Raw genomic sequence first — 24,612 nt, 5'->3', positions numbered from 1 at the left:
AATCACGGTTCGGAACACTGCCGAAATAACCGTTAGTCGGCGCTAATGTTCCGGTCTGGACTCGCTACCGCTTTGGAAGCATTCTGCACTCGGGGGAGAGGGCGTGGGCAAAGTCCAGCGTCATCAAGGTGCGGATCAGGCCGACCGCTGGCGCAAGAACGCAAAGGGGCGGTGGATGTGGCGACGGCAATATCTGCCGGCGCTGGTGATGGTTCCCTGACCGGCTCATCCCAGCTGGCTGGCTGAGTGGCACCCGCACGGCCGGCGCGGGGAGCTGCGATATCAAGGGCAACATTTCCACCAGTACCGATGAGCGATTTATCACGTTCCAGGGCAGGAGCATTACTGGAAGACGACGATCAGTTTCAGTACAGCGAGCGCTGGCTGTGCAGCGAGGCAGAGGCATGGGCCGCCGGCTGGCGCAAAGCAAGGCGGTAGCGCGGTAGCCACCACCATGTGCAGGCCCACCAGCCCGTCATCATGGTCCGAACCTGATCGCACCCGCCGACCTTGGTCTCAACGTCGTTGATTGGCACTGCCACGCGGCTTTCCTTCATTCGCATGGTTCGCAGACATTAGCATGATCGCATACTCTCATCATCCGGCGTCGTCTCCCTCACAAAGCAGCGCCGGTAAGGCTCGGCGCCCTTCTTGTTTGTCCCATGTGCCAAAGGAGGTCGCCGGGCCTGCCGTTGCTCATCTTTGCGGGTTGCTCCTGATGGCTCCGCTTGGCGCCGTGGCCCTGCGTCTTCCTTCAGGTAAGACCGGCGAGGCGCTTGTCAGACGGCCTGGCATGTAGGATTATGGTCCTCGTTGCGGCGACGCCCTCAATGGAGAGCGCCAATGGCCAGAACAAACCTTCCGAACAGCTTTCCCGGGCTGAAATCGAGCGCTTCCTGGCGGCAGCCGAAGCGCTGCACAAGAGCATCGTCGGGCCGCTGTGCGTACCACAGCGAGCATGCCAAGCTNCGACCCCCCTCAAGCGGAGATCGCCAATGGCCAGAACCAAACCTTCCGAACAGCTTTCCCGGGCTGAAATCGAGCGCTTCCTGGCGGCAGCCGAAGCGCTGCACAAGAGCATCGCCGGGCCGCTCCTGGCGTACCACAGGGAGCACTGCCAAGCTCTACCTGAGGCCCATGGACCCCTGTTGAAGTCGATTGAGACGGTCACCGGCCAGAAGGCGCAGTTCATCCGCTGGAACGGGACAGGACCGGCACAGCCCCGGAGAAGCCTCCGGGCTGGTTCTCCTCGCGCAACTCTCGCGCCGCATCACCTCTAAGAGCAGTTCGAAGACGCTTTCGATTTCGCCGTTGATTTGGTCGGCAGGGATGCCAGGCTTCTCGGCCGCCGTCGTCAATTGGTCGCTAAGTCGCTGGCGGCGATCGGATCGCCCCGCGTCACAATCGCGGCGCGGAAGGGTTTTATTAGCTCGCCCTCATCTTGACGCCGGCGCCGGCTGCTCCAAAGTTTTGGGCATGGCTCGGGGAAGTATCAAAGTTGGCGACGAGGTCGCAGTCACGGCGATTGTGCGCGGCCGGGTGACGCCCGATCGCATAAGCGTGACGATCCCCTCCTACGACTTCCCGCATTCTGTTGTCGATTCGACTTCGAAGGCTGTAATTGGCCAGCATATGGAATTGATCGGCCCTGTCACACGCATCGACGGGGGACAAGGTAACCGTCAGCCTCCGGCCATTGGTGACTGTCGAGGCCGAGCACGTGCGCCTTGTCGAAAGACATGTGGCACTTCCACGCGGGCGAAAAAAGTCGCTGGTTGACAAAGTTTAACTTGCCTGCCCACCCAAGGAATGGCCAGTGAAACTTTACCCATCACATCGGCTCTGGTCGCCTCCGCTAGCTGCCGGCGCGTTGCGATATCGGCGCAGTAGACGGGTCGGCATTTTCCGAACTTTCCGACATCTCGTCGCGATGACGTTGGCGAAGGCGCTTCAGCAGATCGCGTGAGGCTTGGATCGCCCTGCGCGATTGATCCATGTTCTGGCGAAACGTGGNGAAACGTGGCGCGTTCCTCCATGGACTTCTGCCACTTCAGCAAGGTGGCCGTAGTCGCAGTGGCCGCTTGAGCGGTTTCTATGGGCGTTGCAACCATCGCATTCTCCCTAAAAAGGCAATGGTAAACGCAATCTTTATAGGCCCAACGAAAGCCTTCTCCAATCAAAAACGACCGTACAGATTCATACGCCAAATGGCTATTCGTCGGGGCGCTCGACGGCGGCTTCGTCGACCTCGGCTTCCATCTCGTCGTTGACGGTTTTGGTCTTGCCAAAACCGTCCATCGCCACACCGTCAAAACCCTGCAGCCACCCGTCGGCATGTTCCTGCCAGTAATGGCACCTCACGCTCCTTGCCANTCGCCACACCGTCAAAACCCTGCAGCCACCCGTCGGCATGTTCCTGCCAGTAATGGCACCTCACGCTCCTTGCCATCCTTGCACGCTTGGGCGCCGTACATCCAAGCGTAGGTGGCGCGCTCCTGATCTTTCTTAGGCACGGCGATTTGTGTCATCCTCCCGGAAATCCAGCAGCCTTGCGTGCCGCAGCTTCTCTTCGCCTTTGAGGGTCTTGACCCAGCCAACCAGTCCGGGCTTCAGCCACTCGGCCTTGTCCTTTTTATGCCCCTTCGGGACCGGGCGGCCAACCTTGCCCTGGACGCGATCCCAAAGCGCTTGCCGCTCATCGGCATTGAAGTTGACGAGTGCGCCGCCTTTGTAGAGGCCCTTTTCAGCCATGATCACCTGGGTAGCTTTGCCGCGCTCGCGCTGTGCACCGATGATTTGCATTTCCTTTTCCTCAAAGCACTTGATCTTGCGCCAAGCGCTCGTTTGCCGCTGCGATATGACTGCCCTTGAGCTTCGAGACCATGCCTTCTAGCCCGTCTCGTCGACCAGGTGGCAAACGGCGTCACCAGTGCGGCATCGCTCCGCTGAATTGAATGCGCCCGCCGGCAGGGATCATTTCGTGCAGGATCTCGCCGCGATCTTCGGTCGGCATCCCCGCGCAGGTCATGATGCGTGGAACCCTGCCGGTTGCTGACCGTTCTCCGTCAATGGAAGCCCCGAACCAACAGAGCCAAACGATCCTCGTGGTTGACGGCGACGTCATCGCCCGATGCGTCATCGCGGACTATCTCCGCCACTGTGGCTACAGGGTGATTGAGGCCCATTTCGCACGTGAGGCGCAACAAGCGTTGAACTATGCGGAGTTCGGTGTCGACACCGTCTTGTGTGACGTTGACCTGCCGGGCAACATGAACGGGTTCCAATTGTCGAAGTGGGTTCGCGAGAACAAGCCCGAGGTCAAAATAGTGCTTTCTGCCGCAGTAGAACGAACTGCGATCGCGGCGGGCGACCTTTGTCAGGAAGGCCCGCACCTTGCGAAGCCGTATGAGCCGGCCAACGTAGTGGACCATATCAGGCGACTGCAGCGTGTTTGGAGCTTACGATCCAGGAACCCTGGTGCAAAGCGCAATTGATCTCTGTCCAGACGCCGAGAGGCTCGTCTGCATACCAATGGTGATTTAGCCCTGCGAACTGGACGCCGCTCAAAGGAAGAACGGCGTATAAGCCGCAGTCCTGCGTGCGGCCGCAACAGTGGACGGTTGTCGCGCGCAGGACGGAGGAAATTCGCCCTCCTGCCGCGGGCGGTGAACGGGATACCGTAGGAGCGTCAGCATAGCGCCGGCCACAGGACGGGACGCGGCACCGACTGTCCCCGTCCGGTAGTCCGCATGTTTTGGTCGAAGCCGACCGGCTGAGATCGTGCGCATTTTGGTTCTCGACGGTACGGCCGCTGATCGGCGATGATGCGAGGACCGAGTTGCCCGGAAGAAATCGATCTGGTCTTGCACCTTTTTTGCTTCCTCATTCGCGGGGCAGCTTGTGATTTTCCAGCCTGATAGACCCTCCCCTGTCTATAAGAAATTTCCCGACGCATGAGCGCACGTCCAACACAGTGCGGGCTCCAATGCTCACCGGCTGCGCGAGAATGGTAACCACCTACCTTGAGGGGAGCGCCACGTGCGCAATCAACGATGCAGGCGCTGCCAACCTCGGCATCCCCGGCAGTAGCAGGCTTATAAATGAATATGTCGTTGATCAACGCTATCGGCGCAGCCGCCGGGAGATGGACAGACCGCGTTTCAGCTAGCTAGGGTATCGATGTTCCAGGCTAAAGGCATTGGCATGCCCGAATTAGAAAAAAGACCTGAATCCCGTAAAGCAGCAACAAAATGCCGAAAGCTATCCAGAAGCCGGGTCGCGTAAGCAATGCCAGATCTTTTCTTAGCTGCTCCATTCACATCAACTAACATGGCCAAGCGTCGTTCCCGTCCGCTGGGGACAAATTTCAACTGAGCTGATAGGCTTCGTCGCATAGTGCCGCGCCACTGCGGATCGAGACACCTCAGCGCCCCGCATGAGCACGCGCAACTCGATCGGAGGCGCAAGGAGAAAGTTCGGAACGGTTCCAAGAACCCCAAGCAAATTGAGCGCCGCAGCGGACGATAAGGTTCACGCATATCCCGGCGAACATCCGCACAGCAATGGTCAATATCAACGGCAGAAGGGCGTCCGAAAAGAAACTCATCTCTGCGTCACCGCCTCATCGAGAGTCACCGCTGCGGCATCCTGAATACAGGTCGGCGACCCGAGGAGCATGCATTGCGCAAGATTTTCCAGATGAACTGATGCCGAGACCGGCCCAAGCGTCCACCCTAGCCTCCAGCCGGTCATTGCATGAGACTTCGACAGGCTGTTCACAATTATCGTCCGCTCTCTCATTCCGGGACTGAATGCTATTGAGAGGAACTCGCCGTCGAACACTGTGCTGCGGTAAACCTCATCGCTGATGATCCATAGATTGTGCCGCTCGGCAAATGTGGCAATGGTTTCCAGATCCTCCTTGCCGAACACATATCCGCCGGGATTGTTTGGGGAGTTCAGCAAGATCGCCCGCGTTCGATCTCCTACCGCTGAACGGAGAATATCCTCGGATGCCTTCCGCCGCGCATTTTGCAGCGATAGTTTGACGGGTCGGACCACTGCTCCATCGGCGCGTATTGCCGCTTCGTATGTAGATACCAAGGCTCAAGGCAAAGCACCTCGTCGCCAGCTCCGGCAACGGAAGCTTAGTGTGATTGAGCGGCCAGGCGGCCGGTCCCCAATTCGTTCGAATGATGCGCTTGCCTCGCCAATGTCGCATGGTGAGTCAGCCGGCAAACCAAAACATCCAACCGCCGGTTAGGCCCGGCCGCCTGATGCGCCCCACAAGAGGCTGTGCCGGGCCGTTCGTCGGGGCTTCTGCACCTGAGTTGTTAATGTGCCCAGGCAACACACCATTGACGCCAAGACGATGGCAAGAAGGGGAGCCGCGCAGTCCTCAAGAATAAGTCAGCAGGCACCTAGACCGATGTAGGGCCTTCCGATCGCAGCTCTCGGCTCCTCGCGGCGCCGGCGCCCTGGCATCGTTTGATTGAACGAAGACGCTGAGTTGAGCTCTCGATACAAAAGCATCTCAGTCCTCGTGCCTCAATGGTTCCGGGCATGCGGCTGCAGGGGATGAAGTCATGAAGTTCAGGGATTTGATCAGACGCGCCGAGGACAATGTGGAGAGGTCGTTCGACGATCTCGAAGCTGACTTGGCTAACGCTGTCGACCAGTGCCTCGATTTGGAGGATGTCGCCGACGTGCCAAACATGGCAGGCGAAAACAACGAACAGGATGACAGCGTACCAAGCGAGGACGGTGCCGGCGACGACGATGATAGCTCGCCGATACCAGCGCATCGGATGACCTCACATACGCAGAGCCGAATTGCTGCCGTGAGCTCGTTTAACGGCTTGTTCCACGATGCCAAGCTCCATTTCGAGGAGATCAACGCAAAAATCTCCGAAATTACAAGCACATGTCAACTGACGTTCGAGTTTTTTCACATCCTTCACGCGGACATTCTCCGTGCCAACGAACTGGAGTTGGCGAATCAAAATCTGATCGCAGATCAAAGGAACTTGTCGGAAACACTCAATGACCTGAACAGACGGTACTGTGAGCGTCAAGGCACCGTCGAGACATTGCAGCAGCGCCAGGCAAGCCTTGTTCAGGAGTGTGAAGTGCTCCGTGGCGCGTTGGCCGCGGCAAGGCTGGAGCTGGTCGAAGCGGCGAACACCACCACAAAGAACGAAGCGGAATTTGGCGACCTCACGAACATGCTTGCCGCCGCAAATGTCGAGGCCGACAGGCGCTCCCGAGAGAACAAACAGCTGCGTGAAAAGAATGTGAGCCTGTCTATTGACCTGGAAAAGGCCATGAAGCGGGAGGAAGAGGCACGGCATAGGCTGGATGCCTTCTCGACGATCCATGCCAACGAAGCTGCGCGAAATTCCGAAATGCTGAGTGCGCTCGGCAAGAGCGAAAAAGAGGCAATCAAATTGCACACCTCACTCGAGGTTGCGCAGGCGAAGCTATGGGAGGTGACCGAAGCAGCCAGGATTATGCAGGCGGACATGGATGGCGAGCTTAAACGCTGCCAGGCTGAGAACCGAGGATTGCGCTCAGAAATTCAAAGTCTCCAATCGCGCTTCGAACTCGCCTCAAACGCAAACAACGAGGCCGCGGCCGAGATCGCCAGGCTCCAGCTACAATGGAGCGACGCCCTGGCCGAAAAACAGGTGACCGACGAAAGGTTGGCCGCACTCACCGAGGAGGCCGAAACCAACAAGGTGAACCTTTCGAAGATCGCCGCAGATTTTGCACAGCTGTCCATGCAGCAGGCGTCCGATCAGATTGAACTCGATGTGAGACGGCAGGAATGCGAGGACCTGCGGGTCGAAATTGCCTCGGTCAATGCTCGGGTCAGGGAATTGCTGCCCTACAAGAGGTCGCATGGAAGCGCGAACGCCTTGCCGCATACATCTGACGTGGCAAATGTAGCGGTGACTGCAGACCGAACGGTGCATGCCGCACGCCGTGTCCGCCGCAGGGCCCTCGCCGCGTCGTAGGAGCAAAGAACCTCTCCTCGTGAGGCAATTGCTCATCTCGATGATCGTGGAACGGTATGCGCTGTTTGTTGCGCAAAAGATGACAGGACACTAACGCTGTTGTCGGGGCAGGACTTGGTGAGGCGGCCAGGAAAATCCTGTTGGGGCATCCTTGTAGCCGGGACAATGTCCCAGACGAGCCTCGCGCGTCGGCCGCAGGCGTCACCCCTGTGGCATCACGTCGCCTACCCTAATATGTCAGCAAGCACGCCTGCCGTGTTCCCGCGGTCGACCGCTCACAGCCGCCATGTCATTCCCGGAAAGCCCTCGACATCTGGTCGGTAAGCGGCTTCAGCAGATAAGACCAGACGCTGTGTTCGTCCGTACTTATGTGAACCTCCGCTGGCATACCGGGTTTGAGCACTTTGGCATCGGTCAGACAGGTGGACTTGTCTTCGACATTGATGCGCGCCGAGAAATAAGAAAGCTGGCGCTGTTGATCTTTTATCAGGTCCGCCGAGATGCGCTTGACAGACCCTTGGCAGGTAGGCGTAGTGCCGGCGTCGAAAGCCGGAAACCGGATCGAGACCCGCTGACCTGGACGAACGTCATCTATGCGCGACGGCGCAATCAGCGCGTCGACGACAAGGTTGCCGGTGTCAGGTACGATCATCATGAGAACCTCGCCCGCGGCAATCACGCCGCCGATCGTGTGAATGGAAGATTCCTGTACCGTTCCCGATTGCGGAGCGCGGATGGTGGTTTTGGCCATTTCGTCCTGTGCCACAACCTTGCGCTCGCTGAGTTCGGTTTGCTTGGCTTCCGTTTCACGAAGTTCGCTCGTCACGTCACTACGCCTTTGTTCATCGAGCTGAAGAATCTGCAATTCGGTCTCGCTGATCCGGGCCTGCGCCTCGGCAACTGCCGCCGCGAGGCGCCCTGATTCTCCGTGCGCCCGGGTGGCATCCAGTCTGATGTTGCTAAGTCGCTCTTTGGACACCAGTTTCTTTGTAAAAAGCGCCTGTACATCGACAAGATCGCCATCCAGCAGGACCACGGATTGTTCTTCCGCGGTCTGTTGCGCCTTGAGGCCCTCAACTTGGCGTTCGAGTTGCTTTGAGCGGCTTTGCAACTGTGCCTTCTGCCCCTTGAGGGCCGTAGCGCGGCTGTCGAACAGCGTGCGCTCACCGTTCACCAGCGCAGCCAGCTCCGGCTCGCCCATTCGCGCTTGAAGGCTGAACGGAAGCTGCATCTCCGACAGGCCTTGCCGCTCTGCCTCCAGCCGCACAAGCCGAACCGTTGCCCGATCAAGATCCTTGCTAATTATCTGCAGATTGGCCCGTGTCAGCGTGTCGTCCAATCGTGCCATCACATCGCCGGCCCGTACATGATCCCCATCTTGCGCGAAGATGCCCCCTATCGTGCCGCCCGTCAGATGCTGGACCTTCTTTATGTTGCTCTCGATCACCACGGTCGCCGGCGCAATTACCGCGCCAGCAATCTTGGTCAGTCCGAGCCAGAGCCCGCCGCCGGCAAGCAACATAACCGTGACCGCCGCACCCAGGATCAGGTTGGCCCCGATTCCATCGCGCGTGCCCGAAATCATCGCGTTGCGCGGGCTCCCATTGCCGATCGGGGCCGATGGAGCCATCGTCGCCTCAGACAAAAAAATATTCCTCATGCGTGACCGCTCACCCCTTTGTGCATCGCGACGGCCGCTGCCGGGCGTTCAGCAGGCGCAGCAAAGGGGCGGATGACGTTGGCCAGGACCTCCTCGCGTGAGCCGAAGGCGTGAAGCATCCCATTGGACATTACGAGTACCCTGTCGATGTTGGTAAGGGCAGAAGGACGGTGCGCAACTACGATGACGATGCCTCCACGTCTGCGCACTGCCAGGATCGCGCCGGCCAAGGCGGTATCGCCATCGACGTCCAGATTTGAATTCGGCTCGTCCAGAACGACGAGAAACGGATCGCCGTAAAGTGCCCTGGCAAGCCCTACGAGTTGCCGCTGTCCAGCCGACAAGGCTGTTCCTCCCTCGCCCATGCGTGTTTGAAAACCGTTCGGCAATCGCAGGATCATTTTGTCGACGCCCGCTGCCTTGGCAGCTGCAAGCACGCCCTTGGCGTCGCCCTTCCCGCCAAATCGCGAAATGTTATCGGCAACCGTTCCATCAAACAGTTCGACGTCCTGGGGCAGGTAGCCAATATGCGCGCCAAGGTGTTCTTGGTCCCATTGGTCAAGCGAGGCGTCGTCCAGCCTCACCGTGCCGCGAAGTGGCTGCCAGACGCCCACCAGCGCGCGCACAAGCGTGCTTTTGCCAGAACCGCTCGGGCCGACAACGGCCATTCCCGTCCCTGCAGCCAGGCGGAAGCTGACATTGGCTACCGTCGGTTTTTGCTGGCCCGGTGGCGCTATGGTCAGGTCCTCGACCGCAAGCTCCGCTTGGGGGCGCGGAAGTTCCATATGTTCGTCCCGGTCAGGAAAAGCGGCCAGGGCCGTTGCCAGTTGCGAATAGCTTTGCCGGAACGCGGCGAACCCTCGCCAGTTCGCGATAGCGGCGTCAACAGGAGCCAATGAGCGGCCCAGCAAGATGGAGGATGCGATGATCACGCCTGGCGAGGCTTCGCCTCCTATCACTAGGTAGGCACCCAGTCCAAGAACGCAGGACTGCAAGGCCAAACGCAATGCCCTAGAGAGTGCCCCGGTGGCGCCGACGACGTCGGAAAGCCTCTCTTGGTGCCGCAGATATGCGTTATTGATCTCGCCCCAGCGGTGGGCAAGCCGTGCGGAAAGGCCCATCGCGCGCACGACCTCCGCGTTGCGGCGTCCGGATTCGGCGAGATTGCGTTGCGACACCAGCGTCTCGGACGCGCGTGTCACCGATGTGCGGCCAAGAACTTCCGCCATGACCGTGAGCAGCACGACAATGATCGCACCGCTTGTGGACAACAGACCGAGCGCAGGATGCAGGAAATAGACGATCAGCAGGTAAAATGGAATCCACGGAGCGTCGAAGATGACAGTCGGCCCCATTCCGGAAAGGAAGCCGCGTAACTGATCGAGATCACGGAGGGGCTGTATCCGGTTCGCATCCTGCCCGCCAATGAGCGGCAAGGACAGTGAGAGGCCGAACACCCTCTGCTTCAAATTCCTATGGACACGATTGCCCACTCGAACCAGCAGGCGCAGCCGCACGAAATCCAGCAGCCCGTAGACAGCGTAAAGACCCAGCATTCCGATCGTGAACCCGACAAGCGTCGGAACGCTCTGCGAAGGTAAAACGCGATCGTAAATTTGCAGCATATAGACCGAGCCGGTCAGGGCGAGAAGGTTTATGACTGCCGAGAAGACGCCGACGCCTACCAGGCCAGGCACGGTCCCAAGCATTGCGCCTCGCAGATCCGACGAACTCCTTCCACCAGGGTTCATGGGTTTCGACCTCCCGTGAGAGATCGTTGCGCAAGCTCACTGGCCCCACTGGGCACGGACAATCTCTTGCTGTTCAGGAGCGTATCCCCTTAGCCTTCTAATATTACGCCCCACTAACATGATTGGACTTTAGTCAAAATGTAGCAAAATCGTGGCGCTGACCCGAGAAACCCGGAACCCACATATTAAATCGGGGGAAAACTGCCGTTCCACCGTATTTAGACCGGCTTCATGCCGGGCGAGCCACCCCAAGAAAACCGCTGCCTGCCGTTTTCGGGGCTTTCTCGGGATTTAGCGCTTCCTCGCAACAACCAGGAAGTGTTGCGCCAGCTGGCCAGGAACGCGAAGCCTTCTGCAGGCCTTCTCGACAGGCTGCATCATCATTTCACAGAACCCTGGCAACAGGTTTCCCGGCCGAGGCAGGTAACCGTACGGTATCGTCTGCTCGACGGTGAATCCCGAGGCAGTCAGGAGGGCCTTGAACCTCGCTGCGCTCAGCGTGTTGCGAATGGTGCGTCGAGACACTCGATTGAGCAGCCGGCACGCCAGGCCGACGGGCGACGTCGCATTCATGTGAACGTTGCACACAAGCCGCCCGCCATCTTTAAGGTGCTCATTGATCGCTTTCAGTGCATGCCATTTCAGTTCATCCTCTGCGTTCAGGAAAAAACGAAATGCGGTTACCACATCGAACGTCATACCCAACTGCTCCCTTGTCACGTCGACGTGACGCAAACTCACATTGGGCGGTACTTGAGCGCTGTCGAGCATAGTTCTGGAAACGTCGGCGCCAACCACCTCGCTGAAGAGGCCGGCGGCTACCTCGGCGATGCGGCCTGTTCCGCATGCGAAATCAAGGCAGTTTCGGCTCGCTCCGCTCAAGGGGCGAAGAACGTCGAGGATCAGGGGCTTTTCGATGTTCTCCCAAAGCGCGCCATAATAGCCGGAACTGTGCGTTTTGTTGTAATGTAGGCCGTAGCCGGGCGCGCAATGGCTGGTCCTGTAGCCGTCCGACACGAAGCCGCCCTGCGCATTGCTCTCCTTGCTAGACGTAAATTCCTGCCAATTTCCGGACTCACCGGCGCGCGACCTGGACCGCACAATTCGCGCTGACGGCATATGGAAAGCATAACTTGACGACTGCGTCACCTGATCCGCGTTCGTTGAGGGTGTCAGGGTCGCTCCCTGGTTGAAAATGCGCCTCACCTTGGATCTCCGTTCAGTTGGGTTCGCCCCCCCCGATAGAACAGTAAGCTCCGCACGGACTGCGGCTGACGCCCTATTGGACTGCCACACTTTGCAGTTCACTGCTGAATCTGGCTTCGACAGTATCCCCCGGCAGCACAATCGCATCTTCGTCAACCAACAGCTTGCGCCATTCATTGCCGATCTTGCGTACGATGGTCACCTGGGCCCGTACCGTTTCGCCGGCAATCGGCAATGGCTGTGTGGATGCTCCGGTCGGCTGCAGCTTCTCGCTGGCGGCATGGAGCCTGGCGGTGACATCCGCCAGCCGGGCGTTGGTGTCCTTCAGATCCGTCAGCAGGCCAATCCTCCTTTGATTGTCGTTGCGTTCGTGCTGTCTGACAAAGTCCTCCTGCTGGCGCCGCGCCCTCATCAGTTCGACCGAGGTTTGAAGCGCGCCGCTTGAAGATAAAAGCAACGCGCGCCTGACATCCGCGAGCCGGGTGTTGGTCAGATTGCCTGCATCGAATGCCTTCGTCACTCGCGCCAAATCTTGCTCATCCGCCTTCACGCTCTCGCCCTCGACTCGTTCGCGTTTCTGCAAAACGCCAATTTGCTCGGCAGCGTCCGTCCGGCCCTTCTCCAGAAAATCCTGCTCTTGCCGGAAATCACTCAGCGCAACCTTTAGCGCCTCTGCTTCAGCCTGAGCCATCGCGGCTACAACGCTCGGCGAAAGAGGTGATCCCTGTGGTGTCTTCTTGTCGAAATCCGCCTGGCCCTGAAGCTCGGCGCGAATGCGGGCAGCGTGAAGGTATTCTTTCGTGTAATCTCCCCAGAGCATTTCGTAATCGCGCTTGAGATCGACCGGATCAGGCCCGGCCTGGCCCGCCCGTGATCGCAAAAAACTGAAGCCGCCGGAAACGGCCAGCGCCTGCCGTACAGTCATGAGCGGACGGTAGGCCTGTTGTCCTGGGGTGAGCACATCGCCCGTTACATAGATCGGGCGATAGTCCGCTATGATTGCTGTGACATCGTCGGGCTCGACAGTAACTGTCTGCTCCCGCCCGTCAGTCAGACGCACGTGAAAAATCTTGCTTGGCAAGAGCTCTTGCATTCGCCTTTGCAATTGAGACGCCGTCAGGCCTGCGACCATGATCATCCCCGCCTCCGGAAGGGCGATATTGCCATCCATCTGGACTACGGCGCGCTGCGTCCGATCAGGGATCGGCGCTATTCCTATCTCGACCGTATCGCCAGGTGACAGTTGATAGGGCTCGACCTCGCCTGCGCAAGCCATCGAGGTTAGCGACATCATCACGACTGCGCCAAGAACGTATCGTCTACTGAAGGTCATTTGCGACAATCTCCTTCCGGTCGAACACCGGCTTCAAAGGCCATTCAACACGAGTAACGAAATCGTATACCGGGCCACCGGGCACGCCCCAGTTGCTGGACCAGACCACCTGGGTGCCGTCTGGAGACGGAGAGGCATGCGTCTCGCTCCAGTAGTCGAAGGGCGCGTTGTGCGTGTCTGCGACACGGCGGACCTCTCCACTGCCGTCTAGACGCAGCGCAATGACTTGCTGAGCGTAAGGCGCCCAATCCGGGTGCTGCGATAGTTCGGCTGGCGTGCCGCCATAACTCAGAAACACCCAGCCGGGCCTGCCGAGCGACCTGAGTGACGCATGCATGGCCTCGCCATATTTCATCAGCGAGGTAGCCTTGCCATCAGCCAAGCGGCGCTTGATCACCTGATATTTGTCAGGATCCGATTTGCTGATCCCGACATAGATTTCGCTTCCGTCGGAATCGACCGTCATGTCGCCATGGCCTGGTCGATGGTGCTCCATCCACTTCTGGCGCAATATGCCGTCTATGGAGAAGACGAAACTCGCTTCGATTCCGTCCGGTAATTGCTGGGAACACAATATGTTGATTCCGAGTGGTGAGATTGAGCAGGAGCCGGTTGTTCCCGGGAATTCGGCAAGATCGATATCGGGGAATTTCTGCCGTAGCTTTAGATCGTAGCCAAAGACCACCGCTCTGCCGTCATTGTTCGTTGCACGCACCGCAATCCGGCTGCCGTCGCGGCTCGGATTGCCTTTGTTGGGTCCAAATTTGAGGTTGGAGTACGCTGCGGAGGCAAACACGACGTCCTCATGATCGGTACGTGGCGCCCATGTCGCAATCTGCCGGCCCCCGACGCAGATCATCAACTCGGGATCAGTGGGATGCCATTCGCATTCGGTAGCGCGGTTGCGGTGGAACAAAGGCAAGTAGGTTTGTCCGTCGAGAAAGCACAGGCCACCGCAACCATTGGCGATCAGGAGCAGGCTCTGGTCGGCATTCCAAGCCTGTGCGCTTGAGTAACGGTGGGTGCAGTACTTCTTCCCGCATACACCTGCCCGGCCGAGAACGCCCGGTCTAGTGATCCGTGCGAAAACCATGCGAGACCAAGGATCCCTTGTTTCGTGCACATAGCCCGGCAGGTTGTCCACAACCGCTGTGGCCGCCGCCTCCGCTGCCTTGCTTTGACGGCCGCCGGCAACGTAGATGTTGGGAGATATGGCACCGGCAGCCAGCAACAGCGCCAACGCATGACGGCCGCCCAGGGTCATGTCATGTAACCCACTTCGCGCCGTACCCGGCCTTCACTAAGGCGCTCGCGCCACCACGTGATTGTTCGCTCCAGCCCATCGCGCAGGCTGGTCTGTGTCCGCCATCCAGTCTCACGTTCAAAGCGCGAGGAATCGGCGAGCAAGGCGCGAACTTCGGAATTTTGCGGCCTCAGGCGGCTTTCATCACGACGGACCGGCTTTTTGCAATCGGTCAACTCAAGAACAATGGCCAATACGTCCGAGACGGTCGCAGCGCGTTGGCTGCCAGCGTTGTAGGCGTGGCCGAACTCGAGCTGGGCGAGACCTGCGGTCAGGAACGCTGTCGCGGTGTCTTCGACATAGGTCAGGTCGCGGATCGGGCTGGTATCCCCTACCATGATTGCAGGACATTTCGGGTCGAGGACCTGCCGGATAATGGTCGGCACGATGGCGCGTTCACTCTGGCGCGGGCCGTACGTGTTGAAGGGTCGCATGATCACCACAGGGACATCGAACGACCTGGCGTAAGACTCCGCCATCATGTCGGCGCCGATTTTGGATGCCGAATATGGTGACTGTCCCTGCAGGGGGTGTGTTTCGCCGATCGGCATGGTTTGGGCAGTTCCATAGACCTCGCTCGTCGAGGTATGGATCACCCGCTCCGTCTCCCATAGGCGCGCCGCTTCGAGGACATTCACCGTGCCCAGGATGTTGGTTTCCACATAGGACTGGGCAGCGGCGTAGGAGTATGGAATCGCAATAAGCGCCGCCAGATGAAAAACCGCGGCTTGGCCGCGCATAATCCGGTTAAGGAACGCACTGTCGCGGACGTCACCACGGACGAGCCTCAACTGGCTGCGGATGGTGTCCGGCAGATCGTCTAGCCATCCATGGCTGTCAAAGGAATTGTAAAGGGCAAGGGCTGTGACATCTGCCCCGTTGCGAACAAGCGCCTCCGTGACATGCGAACCGATGAATCCGTCCGCGCCGGTCACCAGGACTTTCTTTCCATTGTAGCTCATCACTGCGCATTCCCTTGGCTGTTTGGAACGCTTCCCTTGGATATTCAAACGTCGATTGGCGGTACCGGAACCCAACCGACCACTGCCAGCACTCCCCGCACCATCCACGCGAGGTCGGAGACGATGGTGCGTCGCGGATAATACGAGAGGTCCAGTGTTGCCTTGGCGGGGAACATGACCTCCCGGTAGAACACGATCGGATCCACGGATTGGGGGAAGTAATGTGCTTCGTGCCGAAAAACGACCTGGGCTGGACCCAGCAGGCCTGGCTTGTATTGCAGCACGGCCCTAAGCTCGCCCCGGAAACAATCGGCGAAAGCCAGGCTCTCGGGTCGTGGACCGACGATCGCCATTTCGCCTTTGAGGACATTCCACAGCTGCGGTAGTTCGTCCAGCTTCGTCGCTGCGAGAAAGCGGCCAACGGTGGTCATGCGTGTATCGCCCACGACCGTCAGCGCAAGGCCTTGAGAGCCGCAGTTCACACCGAATTTGCGAAATTTGTACATGCGGAAGGTTCGGCCGCCGGCCCCGATGCGGGTCTGAGCGAACAAGATCGAGCCACCGCCCTCGAGCAGAAGCGCTCCGGCGATCAGCAGCATCAATGGCGCCAATGCGACGGTAGCGATGCCCGCCACCGCAAGATCGATTGCGCGTCTCGCAAAGCCGTGATCAGGATTTGGAACGAACATCCGGTGAAAGGCAGGGTCTAACGCATTCATGCAGCAGTTCCTCTTTGGGCGCCTGCTTTGAGCGCGCCTGTTTTGAGCGCGGCTGCCAGGGCAGCCACGACTGATTCGGCGGCGGCGGAAGTGACCTGGGGGTGCAGCGGAATTGTGAGCTCTCGCTGAGCGAAATCCTCTGTGTGGGGCAAACTCACGCCGGGAAGGCGCTCGCGGTAGAACGTCATTTGGTGCACCGGCGGGTAGTGGATGGTGGTTTGTATGCCCTGTGTCCGCAACTCGTCGATGACATCCTGCCGGCTCACGTAGCGCGGCAGGACGATCGGCATGATGTGGTAAGCCGACGTCCGGGGTTCGCTAAATGGAATGACAATAGCTGGGCAACGGTCCGCGATCAGGCGTCGGTACAAGACAGCTATGATACGCCTGATTTCGTTCCACTCTTGCAGGTTCTGCAACTGAACCAGCCCTATTGCCGCTCGCATCTCGTCCATTCGGTAGTTGAACCCGAGCATCGTGACATCATATTGCGGCGTACGACTGTTCAGCCGCTGATGCGTCCCCGTGGTCATTCCGTGCCCGCGGGCCAGGCGAACCCTGTCGAGCAGATCGGGGTCACGTGCAATCACGGCGCCCCCTTCGGCTGTTGTCATGTTCTTGTTGCCATAGAAGCTGAACGCGGCCGCGGCGCCGAAGGTCCCGACTTCCCTAAGCCCGGGCGCGTGCGCAGCGTCCTCGATGATATGCAGCCCGCGAAGCCGGGCGAACCGCTGCCATTGTTCCCGATCGGGTAGATACCCGGCGAAGTGAACGAGAATGACCGCTTTCGTGCGCGTCGTGCACCGCGCTTCGGCTTCCGCAACCGAGATCAACGGCACGTCGACGGACTCGATATCGACGAAGACCGGCGTCGCCCCTACATACAGCACCGCATTCGCCGTCGCCACGAACGTCAGCGAAGGAACCAGTACTTCGTCGCCAGGGCCGATGCCCAAAGCATGGAGGAGAAGATGGAGCGCTGCGGTGCAGGAACCAACCGCGACGCAATCTCGCGCGCCATGCATGCTGGCAAAGGCCTGTTCGAACTCTCGTACCCTGTCCCCCATCGTAAGCCAGCCGCTATCAATCACCTGCGACAGGGCTGCCTTCTCTGGCACGCCTAGGATCGGGGCGCTCACCAAGAGCATCTTGACCTCCTGAAAGCCTTGTTAGTGGCTAGACCTCTGCATCAGACTTTCATGCGGCTGCAGCGGCAGCCGCGACCTCGATTGAGGACGACTGATCTTCCCAGGCAATCGCCTGTGCATTCTGGAAGTCATCGACACGACCGATGTCGAGCCAAAGACCGTCATGCTTGTAAACATGCACGGTCGTGCCGCCCTGCATCATCTGCAGCATCAGGTCATCGAACCCAAATGGGATCCCGGACGGAATGAACCGCAGGACATCTGGGTTCATGCAGTAAATCCCCATGCTGACGAGATGGGAAAGCGTCGGCTTTTCCCGGAAGAGCTGGACGGTATTGTCGATCTCGTCGATGACCCCGAAGTCCATCTTGATATGACGGCACGCCGTGGCGATCGTAACGGGATCCCTATGCAAGCGGTGCGCGGCTACAAACCGGCTCAGGCTTAGATCTGTGAGGACATCGCCGTTCAGAACGACAAATGTTTCGTTCAGTTCATCCCTAATCAGAGAGAGAGGTCCGACGGTGCCGAGCGGCTCCATTTCCTGGGTATATTTGATCTTCAAGTTCCATTGCGATCCGTCGCCGCAGACGCTCCGGATCAAATGTCCTAGATACCCTGTCGTAATATATACCTCTTCAATGCCGTTGCGCCGCAGCCACTTCAAAAGCAACTCAAGAACAGGCCTGGCCCCTATCGGCATTAATGGTTTCGGCAGGACCGATGTAAACGGTCGAAGGCGCGTACCCATCCCACCACATTGAATCACCGCTTTCATTCGATCCTCCTGATCTGCAGTTGGCTTTGTTCGGGATCGGTGTTCCATTGTCCGGCCAGGGCACACCCTCAAATCCGGCCAAACCTCGGCGGCAATCCGAACATCATATGCGAAAAGGTATGTGACAGCCGGGGCGGCTGTCGTCGTGCATTCGAATGGCAGGGATTCAAAACGTTCAAGGTATTAGATGGCCACGAGATCAACAGCCTACAGAAGCGCGATTGGGCACTGATCATGACGCCGATAAAACGAAAGCAGTTGCTTTCAAGAAAGCTGCGATCCGCCAGGGCCGGACCGGCCTACAGGTCCGGCGACAGCGGGTGGCGACATAACAGATGCCACATGATTACGATGGTCCTGAACAGCTGGCTTTGGGCCCAGAGATGGGAAACCGGCATCGTTTTGCCGACAGGCACCGCACGCCAGGGTTAAAAATCTATGGATGAGCTTCGCAATTTAGTATTATATTAGACGTTCTGGATGTGCGTGGATGGGACGCTGCGGACATCACTGTGATGCGTTGACCAGTGGATGGCCGCCATTTTAGGACCACCACGGATTGTCGATCATAGGCGAATGGGAGGTTCCAGCGGGTTTTCTCGTCGGGAACCGAGTAACGCGTTGGGGTAGTTGCATGGCTCGGATCGTCATTGCCGACGATCACGGCTTATATCGGCGTGGTCTCCGGCTGGCACTCATGGCTGGAATTCCAAGCGCCGAAATATTCGAAGCTTCGTGTTTCGATGCCGCGGTCAATCTTTTAGAGGAGCAGGCGTCCATCGATCTTGCGATCCTCGATCTGAACATGCCTGGGCTGTTCCATCAGGAAGTGCTCAGCGACTTTATGGCTGCCTATCCTGACACTCGCTTTGCGATCGTTTCCGGGGATGATTCCCGCTCGGAGATACTGACCGCGCTTTCGATCGGACTTCACGGGTATATCGTCAAATCGCAGAGCGACGAAGAAGTCGTGCTGGCTGTAAACGAAATCCTCGCTGGCCGGATCTATGTGCCATCTCTCCTATCTCGAACGTCTGCCGACCAGAGGTCGCATGCCCCCCCACCTCCGGTTCAAAATGCCAGCCGCCGGCACGAGGGCTCGGGCGACGTCGCTAGGCTGACGTCTAGACAGAAGGACGTCCTCAAGCTGATGGCAGAGGGGTACTCGAATAAGGAGATTGCCCGTAATCTGGACATTGCCGAGGCGACAACGAAAATCCATGCCGCAGCCGTGCTGCGTGAGCTTGGGGTTAGAAACCGTACCGAAGCAGCTGTGTTGCTCCAAAGCTGGCTGACGAGACAGGCGAGTTGACGTATGCCCCTCGAACCGGCCCGAGTTTGCTTGCAGGAAATCGCAGCAAAGGGCCCACACCATCCGTTAATTGGCCAATTCGGCTTCGACTTGGAGGGGCTCTATTGCAATCCAAATTCCTCAATTTCTTTGCGCGATACACGCAGCGAATATCGAAGGCCATCTTCGGTTATTTCCATATTCGGGGAATGACCGACAAGCGGCGTGCTGTCCACACCGATTATCAGTGACCCGAACCCGCGGCGTACGACTTTTGAACTCTTCCGTCGGCCCGATTCCACCCAATCGAACACGAGGTCGTCACCTTCGTCCTCGGATGCAAATCGCCACTTAACTTCGACCTTGCCATTCGGGTCACCCAGCGCACCATGTTTCACCGAGTTTGTCGTCAACTCGTGAAGGATCATCGCCAAGCCCTCGGCGGCGCCGCTTGGCACAGTGAGGGAAGGTCCACTGATCGTAATGTCGCGTGTCTCCTTGAAGGGCTGCAATTCCCGGTCCACGAGTTCATGGAGCATCCCTGACAGGTTGGCATGACGAGAAAGGATGCGATGGGTCGCCTCCAGTGTTCGAATCCAATCGATCAACATCTCCTTGTATTTGGCAACATCATTGTCGGGAATATCGATCATGTTGACCAGAGCTCTAATCACTGGAAACACATTGCTGAACCGATGGCGCTCTTCGCGCATTATGCGCTCGCGTCGCTTTACGGCGGCGCGAAGCAAAGTTGTTTGTCGACGTTCGGTCAGATCCGCCGCCACCCCGATGCGCATTTTGCGGTCGCCGTGCTCTTCCTGCCGTCCACGCAATGCAATCCAGCGTGTGTGACCATCCACTTGCCGGACACGAATCTCGACGTCAAAGTTCAATGCCGATGAAGGCTTTGCCGAGGCGGACAACTTCGGCCAGTCGACGGGATGGATTACAGCCGAGAGTTCTTCCAAGCGGCGGACTGGGGCCGGAGGCAGACCAAGAATGTCCCAGAACTTGCTCGAGCCGGCGACTGTCCCATCGTCAATGTCTATTTGCCATGTTCCCAGGCGCCCGGCAGACACGGCGAGATCAAGCCATTCCTTCTGAGCCCGAAGGGCCTCGCGTGCCGCTTGTCGCTCGGAAATATCGTCAACCACCACGAATACGCTCTCATTTGGCGCCTCGTCCGGCCGCGACGAAGACAGGGCCAGGTGAGCCCAGAATGCCGTGCCATCCTTGCGCAAAACGCGGATATCCGTCGCAGACGCGGTCCCATTGCCCAAATCTTCCAAAAGTTTCCGCACAGTACCTCGATCGTCGGGGACAATGAGTTCCTGCAACTCGAGTTGGGCAAGTTCCTTGTGCGCGTAGCCGGTCATCTCCAAAAGCCGTCTGTTCGACTGCAGCAGTTCGCCATGGCGATTGGTATTAGCAAAGCCCAAGGCGGCAGCGTCGATGGCAGCGAGCCTCGCTTCTGCCACCCTGAGCGCACCGTGCAGATCTTGTCGCAGGCGGTGGAACACAGCTGCGATCAGGCTACCCGAACCCAGGAGGAAGACGGCCCCGGTCCAGTCTCCACCAGTGAGGTGACCGTCCAGCAGGTGTCGCATCCACAAGCCGGCGACCGCCATCAGAAGCGTTGCTGCGATGGCAACAAAACGGCCCTCAAGATACACGATGACAACGGTTATGGGGATAAACGCAACAAGCGGCAACGGCTGGCCGCCATATACCGTACTTATCGCCTCGAATGCTATCGATGCTGCAAACACCAACAGCGAAGCTAGATGAGCCAACGTAGTGCTCGACACATTCGATTTGAGCCAGCGCAGGTCCGCACCCATGCGCAAAGACTACAACTTTCGGTCTAGTCCGTCGAGACTAGGCCGAAGGGGTGGCACCTAATCCCAATGCCCGATTGCCATGACTTTGCCGGCGAATAAAATCATGTGTCAGGAGCGCTCTTCAGAAAGGTATATCCAAGAGACGCTGCGGAAAAACCATTCGCAGATTTCTCGCAGTATGTGGAAATTCAAGTTGAAGCAGCAACTTCAACCGATTTGATTTGCGTCAGTAGCAATGGGTTGGGTGGAAGCGATGACACTGATTGAAACGCGAAACGATACGCTCGCAGGCAGGCAATACATTGTATTGAACGATACCCGCCACGAACGGCCGATAAGCCTTGTGGACCGACCGGACGCAAGGGTCGGCGGATCTCGACGACGCAGCCTGGAATCCATCACCGGCATGCTTGATCGTATGGGTTGCGGCTATCTCGTCCTGGACCGAGACAAGAAAGTAATAGAATGGAACGCTGCCGCTCGGGACACCCTCGCACGCCAGGGCGAAGCAACTGATACAGCCGTCGAGCTTGCCGCCGGGTTGAGGCGGCTGGTCGCGAATGTTCCGGTCCACCTCCAGCCGGGCTCACTCTCATGGGTAGTGATCCACAGCAGAGGCGACAGGCCGGTGACCATGAACGAGACGGGCGTCGTTACACCGGACGGGACAACCGTCGTCGCATTGCTGGACCGGGATAACAAATCGGCGGCCAACCCTCGCACGTTGCAAAGGATGTTCGGTTTGACCAGCGCGGAAACGCAGTTGGCGCTACGCCTCGCCCATGGCGACGCGCCCCTGGAGATCGCCCGCAGTTGGCATCTCAGTCGCACGACTATCCGCTCTCAGCTTGCCTCACTGTTCGCCAAGACCGACACGAGGCGTCAGGCGGAACTAGTGGCTCTTTTGGGGCGCATTTCGGTTTTGCCCTGAGAAATCGACTGCTGTCTGCATCCGCTTTGATTCAGACAGCGGCGGCCCGCATTGAGCGCGCTGTCGCGTAGATCACAGGGCCGGCGGCGCCATTTCCGATCGTTCAAGGCGCTGCCGAGATAGCGCAGAACGCGGAACCTGGAAACGGGAGTGACTTGCCATGGCCGAAGCAGATTCGAAGGTCAACAAGCTGGCGGATATCGTTCACGCGCTGCAGGATGGTGCTGCGTCGAACCTTACGCACACGGGGCCGATCATCGTCACGGGCGCCGCTGGGTTCATCGGATTTCATGTTGCGTCACGCCTTTTGCGGCTCGGCGCCGAGGTCATCGGCGTCGACAACTTCACGCCTTACTACGACCTGAAGCTGAAGGAGGCGCGATTTACACGGCTCTGCGCCGAGCCGAGGTTCACGCCGATGCGCTTCGACCTGGCGGACCGGTCGCTGGTGAAAGCGCTGTTCTGCGAATTCCAGCCATCGCTCTTCGTGCATCTGGCCGCCCAGGCCGGGGTGCGTCATTCGCTCGTCGACCCGCATGCCTATGTGGAGTCAAACATTGTCGCATTTCTCAACGTTCTGGAGGGCTGCCGACACGCCGGCGTCAGCCATCTCGTTTATGCCTCGTCGAGCTCCGTATATGGCGCCAATCGACGCATACCCTTCTCCGAACATCATGGTGCCAATCATCCGGTGAGCTTCTACGCCGCCACCAAGGCCGCCAACGAATGCATGGCGCATTCCTACAGCCATCTGTTCGGCTTGCCCGTAACCGGATTGCGCTTCTTCACCGTCTATGGTCCCTGGGGCAGGCCCGACATGGCAGTATACACGTTCACCCATGCCATCGCCGAGGGCCGAACGATCGAAATCGCCAATGCCGGGCGCGTATGGCGGGATTTCACCTATATCGACGACATCGTAGAGGGGGTTGTTCGCGTGCTCGCCAAACCACCGTGTCAGGATCCCGGTTGGGACGGTCGCGCTGCCGATCCTGCCACCAGTTCGGCGCCATATAGGCTCTACAATATCGGCAATGATCGGCCGGAAGAAATCAACCATCTGATCGCGCTCATCGAGACGGCCCTTGGTCGCCGCGCCGTTCGCGTCAACGTACCTTTACCGCCAGGTGACGTCCTGGAAACCCGCGCCGATGTCAGGGACCTGCGCCGCGCCGTTGGCTTCGCACCGGCGACAACACTGGAGGACGGCGTGCAACGTTTCGTGGAATGGTATCGGGAATTCCATGCACGCCCTGTCGGACAGGTGCGACCAGCTGGCCTTCCGGCAACGGCATAGTGAGCACAACGCCGCCGTTTCCCAGGTGTGGCAGGGTCGCGGCTCGCCTTCAATCTGTCTTGGGATACGCCGGCACTGGAAGGGACCCAAGCTGCCGTCCTGTGCCGTGCCCGACCCCCAAAAGGCGCCGCGCATAGCGGGTGAGCGGCTTCTCGAACAGACGGTGGGTGATAAATGCCACGCCCAGGGTTATCGCCAAGGCCGAACCGATGAAAGCCCACGGGCCGAGCACAAAGATCAAGCCTGTACGCCAGAAAATTATGCGCATGGCGCGGATCACGAATGGATGCATGAGGTAAAGAGCGTATGACGCATCGCCAACGCCAGCGGCCCACCTCGCCGCCAGGCTGTCATGCCTCAGTTTACCCGGCGGTGCCAAGGCAGCACTCCAAACTATTAGAGACGCCGGAATGCCATACACGACGGGCGACCAAGGCCGGCCGAGATATCGGGAAACGCCGCCGCAAGCATCAGGGCACCCAGTCCCGTTGCGGCGACACAGGCCCTGATTGGGCCGGAAGGCCGCAGGCCCGAGGCGCAAATGACCCCGATCATCGCGCCGAAAGCAAATTCGAGGATGATCGGATTGGTCCAGAAACCCCAGGGCTCTGGCAAAGGAGCCGCAAGAGCGCCCGAGAGCACCATCCCAACCAGGATCGTGAGCAGGACCGTAACTGCCCACCGCATGGGCAGCACGATCGTCGCCGTGAACAACACGTAAAACAGCATCTCATAATTGAGCGTCCAACCCAACTCGTAGACCGGCTGAACGACGCCGTCAGGGCGACTGGCCGGAACGAATAAATAGGATTCGACTACAAACCTGAAATCGACGTAGCTCTGGTTGAGAAAATTTGGGGCGGCCACCGCTACCGCAATGTAGAGCGAGGTGAGCGCCCAATATAGCGGGACAATTCGCGCGATCCGGCGGGAAATGAAGAGACGCGCGCCCCTGGGCTTTGCGAACAGCTGTCGCGACGTATGCACCATGATAAGGCCGGAAATCACGAAGAAAATATCGACTCCAGCGCTCCATGGTATCGGATTCCAGCTCTGAAAGGTGCGGCCGGCCTGTAATTCCAGGGTGGCCGCATCATGCTGGGCGTGTCGCAGCGCGACCGAACTAGCCGCGAGGGCGCGCAGGACCTGAACTTGGGTGAGGGTTTCGCGTTGGCTGCGCTCGACAGGCGTCGATCTCTCCGAGCGACGGCGCACTGCAGGCGCCGAGGCGCTCGCCATTCGGGCTTGTTCCATGAATGCTCCGCAGATTGTGAGCACACCCTGGGGCGCCTCCGAAACTGATGCATCCTTCAAATGACGGACACAGCCCGCGAAGTATCGGCTGCCCGCGCGGGTGTCCGGAACAGAGATACGCC

21 protein-coding genes are annotated in these 24,612 nt (G+C 58.9%); 5 read left to right on the top strand and 16 right to left on the bottom strand.

From position 1 onward, the window contains the following. Nucleotides 1-365: 365 nt before the first annotated feature. From X733_RS1000000170125 to X733_RS25475, 3 genes are all read right to left on the bottom strand, one after another. Nucleotides 366-542: a hypothetical protein gene (locus tag X733_RS1000000170125; protein WP_155929682.1), complete on the bottom strand. Its 177-nt coding sequence runs from the start codon at nt 540-542 to the stop codon at nt 366-368. A 1,669-nt stretch (nt 543-2,211) separates the two neighbouring features. Further along, a complete protein-coding gene (locus X733_RS1000000170620; protein WP_245274378.1) occupies nt 2,212-2,361 on the bottom strand; it encodes a hypothetical protein in 150 nt (49 codons plus the stop codon). A gap of 144 nt (nt 2,362-2,505) precedes the next feature. Next, nucleotides 2,506-2,802, bottom strand: coding sequence for an ATP-dependent DNA ligase (locus tag X733_RS25475; RefSeq protein ID WP_023817768.1), 297 nt, complete (start codon nt 2,800-2,802; stop codon nt 2,506-2,508). A gap of 152 nt (nt 2,803-2,954) precedes the next feature. Between X733_RS25475 and X733_RS161730 the strand changes: the two genes are divergently transcribed. After that, nucleotides 2,955-3,494 (top strand): response regulator, encoded by a 540-nt coding sequence (locus X733_RS161730; RefSeq protein ID WP_245270919.1) that lies wholly within the window; start codon nt 2,955-2,957, stop codon nt 3,492-3,494. 1,108 nt (nt 3,495-4,602) lie between these two features. Here X733_RS161730 and X733_RS1000000167050 read toward each other — a convergent pair. Beyond that, entirely contained in the window at nt 4,603-5,103 is a 501-nt protein-coding gene (locus X733_RS1000000167050; RefSeq protein WP_081740584.1) for a pyridoxal phosphate-dependent aminotransferase, read from the bottom strand. Nucleotides 5,104-5,585: 482 nt separating this feature from the next. On the opposite strand from X733_RS1000000167050, the gene X733_RS161735 reads away from it, so the two are divergent. Next, nucleotides 5,586-7,016 (top strand): hypothetical protein, encoded by a 1,431-nt coding sequence (locus tag X733_RS161735; RefSeq protein ID WP_023681049.1) that lies wholly within the window; start codon nt 5,586-5,588, stop codon nt 7,014-7,016. Nucleotides 7,017-7,305: 289 nt separating this feature from the next. Here X733_RS161735 and X733_RS161740 read toward each other — a convergent pair whose 3' ends face one another. The 9 genes from X733_RS161740 to X733_RS161780 form a co-directional block, all read right to left on the bottom strand. Then, nucleotides 7,306-8,601, bottom strand: a complete 1,296-nt coding sequence (locus tag X733_RS161740) for an HlyD family type I secretion periplasmic adaptor subunit (protein ID WP_348625857.1) — start codon at nt 8,599-8,601, stop codon at nt 7,306-7,308. A 71-nt stretch (nt 8,602-8,672) separates the two neighbouring features. Continuing rightward, nucleotides 8,673-10,385 (bottom strand): type I secretion system permease/ATPase, encoded by a 1,713-nt coding sequence (locus X733_RS161745; protein ID WP_023691485.1) that lies wholly within the window; start codon nt 10,383-10,385, stop codon nt 8,673-8,675. 333 nt (nt 10,386-10,718) lie between these two features. Then, nucleotides 10,719-11,633, bottom strand: coding sequence for a class I SAM-dependent methyltransferase (locus X733_RS161750; RefSeq protein WP_023706596.1), 915 nt, complete (start codon nt 11,631-11,633; stop codon nt 10,719-10,721). A gap of 73 nt (nt 11,634-11,706) precedes the next feature. Continuing rightward, on the bottom strand, nt 11,707-12,966 hold the full coding sequence (locus X733_RS161755; protein WP_023815058.1) for a polysaccharide biosynthesis/export family protein: 1,260 nt from the start codon (nt 12,964-12,966) through the stop codon (nt 11,707-11,709). Then, entirely contained in the window at nt 12,953-14,230 is a 1,278-nt protein-coding gene (locus X733_RS161760) for a hypothetical protein (RefSeq protein WP_023817760.1), read from the bottom strand. Before X733_RS161760 ends, X733_RS161755 begins: the two co-directional genes overlap by 14 nt. Continuing rightward, nucleotides 14,227-15,231, bottom strand: a complete 1,005-nt coding sequence (locus X733_RS161765; RefSeq protein ID WP_023681044.1) for an SDR family NAD(P)-dependent oxidoreductase — start codon at nt 15,229-15,231, stop codon at nt 14,227-14,229. Before X733_RS161765 ends, X733_RS161760 begins: the two co-directional genes overlap by 4 nt. Nucleotides 15,232-15,275: 44 nt before the next feature. After that, nucleotides 15,276-15,950, bottom strand: coding sequence for a sugar transferase (locus tag X733_RS161770; protein WP_023681043.1), 675 nt, complete (start codon nt 15,948-15,950; stop codon nt 15,276-15,278). Next, a complete protein-coding gene (locus X733_RS161775) occupies nt 15,947-17,098 on the bottom strand; it encodes a DegT/DnrJ/EryC1/StrS aminotransferase family protein (RefSeq protein ID WP_023711225.1) in 1,152 nt (383 codons plus the stop codon). The genes X733_RS161770 and X733_RS161775 overlap by 4 nt, the downstream gene beginning before the upstream one ends. A 49-nt stretch (nt 17,099-17,147) precedes the next feature. Then, on the bottom strand, nt 17,148-17,876 hold the full coding sequence (locus X733_RS161780; RefSeq protein ID WP_023681041.1) for an NDP-sugar synthase: 729 nt from the start codon (nt 17,874-17,876) through the stop codon (nt 17,148-17,150). 634 nt (nt 17,877-18,510) lie between these two features. Here X733_RS161780 and X733_RS161785 point away from each other — a divergent pair. Next, nucleotides 18,511-19,188 carry a response regulator transcription factor gene (locus X733_RS161785; RefSeq protein ID WP_023681040.1) on the top strand — a complete coding sequence of 226 codons (678 nt, stop codon included), beginning with the start codon at nt 18,511-18,513 and terminating at the stop codon, nt 19,186-19,188. Between the two features lie 101 nt (nt 19,189-19,289). Here the strand turns inward: X733_RS161785 and X733_RS161790 are convergent, their stop codons facing one another. Continuing rightward, nucleotides 19,290-21,008 (bottom strand): PAS domain S-box protein, encoded by a 1,719-nt coding sequence (locus tag X733_RS161790; RefSeq protein ID WP_023817759.1) that lies wholly within the window; start codon nt 21,006-21,008, stop codon nt 19,290-19,292. 253 nt (nt 21,009-21,261) lie between these two features. On the opposite strand from X733_RS161790, the gene X733_RS161795 reads away from it, so the two are divergent. After that, nucleotides 21,262-21,939, top strand: coding sequence for a helix-turn-helix transcriptional regulator (locus X733_RS161795; RefSeq protein ID WP_023706589.1), 678 nt, complete (start codon nt 21,262-21,264; stop codon nt 21,937-21,939). Between the two features lie 160 nt (nt 21,940-22,099). After that, nucleotides 22,100-23,236 (top strand): NAD-dependent epimerase/dehydratase family protein, encoded by a 1,137-nt coding sequence (locus tag X733_RS161800; protein ID WP_081740583.1) that lies wholly within the window; start codon nt 22,100-22,102, stop codon nt 23,234-23,236. Between the two features lie 49 nt (nt 23,237-23,285). Here X733_RS161800 and X733_RS1000000167045 read toward each other — a convergent pair whose 3' ends face one another. Together X733_RS1000000167045 and X733_RS01000000165850 are read right to left on the bottom strand one after the other, a co-directional pair. Continuing rightward, nucleotides 23,286-23,615: an acyltransferase family protein gene (locus X733_RS1000000167045; RefSeq protein WP_023817757.1), complete on the bottom strand. Its 330-nt coding sequence runs from the start codon at nt 23,613-23,615 to the stop codon at nt 23,286-23,288. A 17-nt stretch (nt 23,616-23,632) separates the two neighbouring features. Further along, nucleotides 23,633-24,490: an acyltransferase gene (locus X733_RS01000000165850; RefSeq protein WP_155924150.1), complete on the bottom strand. Its 858-nt coding sequence runs from the start codon at nt 24,488-24,490 to the stop codon at nt 23,633-23,635. Nucleotides 24,491-24,612 lie beyond the last annotated feature (122 nt).

This window comes from Mesorhizobium sp. L2C066B000 (assembly GCF_000502335.1).
GTDB lineage: Bacteria > Pseudomonadota > Alphaproteobacteria > Rhizobiales > Rhizobiaceae > Mesorhizobium.
The sequence above is the reverse complement of the archived record's forward strand: the minus strand, read 5'-3'. Positions and strand labels throughout refer to the sequence as shown.